General features: G+C 47.3%; 2 protein-coding genes and 1 pseudogene. All 3 read right to left on the bottom strand.

The window, feature by feature from the left end:
- Positions 1-306, bottom strand: a pseudogene (locus ACEW8S_RS11515) (OmpA family protein); the annotation flags it as partial.
- A gap of 113 nt (positions 307-419) precedes the next feature.
- Positions 420-1,613 (bottom strand): glycine C-acetyltransferase, encoded by a 1,194-nt coding sequence (kbl, locus tag ACEW8S_RS11520; protein WP_373518296.1) that lies wholly within the window; start codon positions 1,611-1,613, stop codon positions 420-422.
- Positions 1,614-1,707: 94 nt separating this feature from the next.
- Positions 1,708-2,692 (bottom strand): FGGY family carbohydrate kinase (locus ACEW8S_RS11525; RefSeq protein ID WP_373518297.1); only part of this gene is annotated, 985 nt, incomplete at its 5' end.

Genomic DNA, 2,692 nt, shown 5'->3' on the forward strand with positions numbered 1-2,692 from the left:
AACATCGCCCAATTTGTCGATTTTGTTCAACGAACCTCTGACACCAACGGACAAATTGTCGCCTACGGAACGAGATACGCCAATGTAAGAAATGGAAGGAAGAATGTTCCAATGGTCGCTAGCGTTAAACAACTCGTTACCAAAAGAGCTGGTCTGTGTAGGAAAATTGTCATCGCTCGTTGGATAAACGTCAATGGCATTGACCCCAAAACTAACCTGCCAAGGGTTGTTCTCGTCTTGCGCTTGCATGCTGACAACGCCTACAAATAGTAGGGTGACAACCAATAATTTGCTAAGGTGTTTCATGTTCAAATTTTTAAGTTTAAGTGTTTATTAGGTGCAAATGTAACTTGTTAAACATTATTAACAAAATCAATCTTTAATTTTTTTTAACGCCTTTTATGGAAAAAAGAATGCGTTTAAACGATTTTCAATGCTTTTCCGACCTCGATAAAGGCTTCAATGGCCTTATTCAAATGGGCCATCTTATGTGCCGCGGACAATTGTACGCGTATTCGAGCCTTGTCTTTGGGCACAACCGGATAGAAGAAACCGATTACATAAATTCCCTTGTCCAACAACCGGCTCGCCATTTCTTGGGCAAGTTTGGCATCATAGAGCATCACGGGTACAATGGCGGATTCACCATCGATAATATCGAAACCGGCCTCTATTAGGCCTTTTTTAAAGTATGTTGTGTTTTTTTTGAGGGTATCGCGCAACGAGGTGTCTTTTTCCAATAGGTCGAACACCTTAATAGATGCACCGACGATGGCCGGGGCCAAGGAATTCGAAAAAAGATAGGGGCGTGAGCGTTGGCGCAGGATTTCGATAATTTCCTTTTTGCCGGTGGTATAACCGCCCATGGCACCACCCATCGCCTTTCCGAGAGTACCTGTTATGATATCGATACGGTCCATTACCCCTTTTTCCTCTAAAGTGCCGCGACCGGTCTCTCCGATAAATCCGGTGGCGTGGCAATCATCGATCAAAACCATTGCATCATATTTCTCGGCCAAATCGCAGATTTTGTCCAAGGGGGCTACTAGGCCATCCATAGAGAAAACACCGTCGGTAACGATGACCTTGAACCGGGCGTTATCATCGTTGGCCTGCTTCAATTGTTTTTCAAGGTCGCCCATATCGCTGTTGGCATACCGATAGCGCATGGCCTTGCACAGGCGAACGCCATCTATGATCGAGGCGTGGTTTAGCGAATCCGAGATAATGGCATCCTCCTTGGCAAGCAAGGGTTCGAATACACCGCCATTGGCATCGAACGCGGCGGCATATAATATGGTGTCTTCCGTACCGTAAAAACCGGCAATCTTTTTTTCCAGTTCTTTATGGATGTCCTGCGTGCCACAGATAAACCGTACCGAAGACATGCCGAAGCCGTGGGAATCCATCGTATCCTTTGCCGCTTGAATGACTTCAGGATGCGATGATAGTCCCAAATAATTGTTCGCACAAAAATTGATGACCTCTTCTCCGGTAGAGATCTTGATGACCGCATCTTGGGGAGAGGTAATGATACGTTCCTTTTTAAAGAGACCGTCTTCCTTGATTTGATCCAGCTCGTTCTGTAGATGTTCCTTTATTTTTCCGTACATAGTTTGCAAAATAATAGAACCCACTTGAAAAGCGGGTCATTTTAGAAGTGATTTTTGACGCTATACATATTGAGGATATCATTTAAACAGGATGTTATTGATCTTCCCAACCTTTGGTTCGCTCTACGGCCTTCTGCCATTTCTTGTAGAGGCGCTTCCGTTTTACCCTGTCGAAGGTCGGTTTGAAGATGCGGTCCATGGGGCGGTTTTGATCGACATCTTCCTGTTTCCATAACCCTACTTGTATGCCCGCCAAAAAGGCCGCACCCATGGCGGTGGACTCAATGACTTCCGGTCTGTGGACTTCCGAATCGAGAATATCGGCCTGAAACTGCATCAAATGGTTGTTGGCGCAGGCCCCACCGTCGACACGCAGATTTTTGAGCTGAATACCCGAATCGTCTTCCATGGCTTTTAGGATATCCTTGGTCTGATAGGCTAGGGCTTCTAACGTCGCTTTTGCTAGATGCGCCTTACCGGTATCGCGGGTCAGGCCAAATACGGCGCCGCGGGCATACATATCCCAATACGGTGCGCCCAGCCCGGCAAAGGCCGGTACGACATAAACGGGATTTTCGCCCTCTACGGAATCTGCCAGAGCTTCGGTTTCCTTGGCATCCTTAATGAGTTCCAGACCGTCGCGCAGCCATTGTATGGCGGCCCCGGCGATAAAAATACTGCCTTCTAGGGCGTAATGCACCTTACCGTCAAGACCGTAGGCAATGGTGGTCAGCAGTCCGTTTTTGGAAAATTGGGGTGCCTCCCCGGTATTCATAAGCATAAAACATCCCGTTCCATAGGTATTCTTGGCCGTCCCTTTTTTAAAACACGCCTGTCCGAAGAGCGCAGCCTGTTGGTCACCGGCGATTCCGGCAATCGGAATTTTCGTCCCATCCAAATCGTAATCCCCAAAATGATACGCTGAAGGTTTTACCTCCGGCAGCATGAGTTTGGGGATGCCGAGTGCCTTAAGCAATTTATCGTCCCATTTTAGGTTTACGATGTCGTAGACCATCGTTCGGCTGGCGTTTGTGTAGTCCGTAACGTGCTGTTTCTTTCCGGTCATGTTCCACACGAGC

This window comes from Pricia sp., from assembly GCF_041745955.1.
Lineage (GTDB): Bacteria > Bacteroidota > Bacteroidia > Flavobacteriales > Flavobacteriaceae > Pricia.

Bases quoted from the DNA above. Each gene is read 5' to 3' on its own strand.
- kbl (WP_373518296.1), bottom strand. From the start codon at position 1,613: ATGTACGGAAAAATAAAGGAACATCTACAGAACGAGCTGGATCAAATC.